Below are 1006 nucleotides of genomic sequence, written 5' to 3' on the forward strand. Positions count from 1 at the left end.
TGCACAAGCAGCCTAAAAATTCAACATACATCAAAACATGAATATAGCAGTAGCCCAATTTCAACCGAAAGACGGAGATAAAACATACAACTTATCGGTCATCAGAAAACTTGCAGAAAAAGCAAAATCCAACGGAGCGGACTTAATAAGTTTTCACGAAATGTCCATTACCGCTTACACTTTTACCAAAGATTTAGGTCTGGAACAGATAACGGAATTGGCGGAGGACGTTCCAAACGGAAATAGCACGAAGGACTTAATTGCGATTTCCAATGATTTGGGTATTCCGATTTTGGCGGGTCTAGTGGAAAAATCAGATGGAAAAATTTATAATACCTATATCTGTGTAACTGGCGATAAAGTAGTTGCCAAATATCGAAAAATACACCCATTTATCAGCAAATATATGTCTGCTGGCGACGAATATTGTGTATTTGACCTTCTCGGTTGGAAATGCGGAATTTTGATTTGCTATGACAATAATGTAATAGAAAACGTACGCGCGACAAGCCTTTTAGGAGCGGAAATAATTTTTGCACCCCACGTTACAGGCTGTACACCTTCTGCAATGCCACATCGAGATTACGTAGATGATAAATACTGGAGAAATCGTGAAAACGACCCAGTCTCATTACGAATGGAATTTGACGGCCCCAAAGGTAGGCGTTGGTTAATGCGCTGGCTGCCCGCACGGGCTTACGATAATGGAGTTTATTATGCGTTTACAAACCCGATTGGCTATGACGGTGAACATCTCAAAAATGGCAATTCGATGATAATCGACCCTTATGGAGAGGTTTTGTCCGAAATAAAATCATTTGAAGATGAAATCACGATTTCAAAAATCGCAAAGGATAAAATTCAACTTTCGGGTGGTTGGAGATACAAAAATGCTCGAAGACCAGAACTGTATAAGGACATAATTGGCGGTAAGCATAAATCGGACACAACACCTGTATGGATGAAGGAGAAAACAGCCACAGATTGAGAAAATGCCTGTGCATAA

Annotated in this window: 1 protein-coding gene; it reads left to right on the forward strand. The window is 40.1% G+C overall.

Going from position 1 to position 1006, the window contains the following annotated elements:
- The first annotated feature begins 37 nt into the window (after window positions 1–37).
- Complete coding sequence (locus MWU84_RS23945) at window positions 38–988, forward strand: nitrilase family protein (protein WP_026811329.1); 951 nt, start codon at window positions 38–40, stop codon at window positions 986–988.
- Window positions 989–1006: the final 18 nt, after the last annotated feature.

The sequence above is a fragment of the Arenibacter sp. F20364 genome (genome assembly GCF_023015905.1).
In the GTDB taxonomy this organism is placed as follows: Bacteria; Bacteroidota; Bacteroidia; order Flavobacteriales; family Flavobacteriaceae; genus Arenibacter.

What these genes read in the sequence shown, in the direction of transcription:
- MWU84_RS23945 (WP_026811329.1), top strand. Translation starts at nt 38, where the DNA reads ATGAATATAGCAGTAGCCCAATTTCAACCGAAAGACGGAGATAAAACA.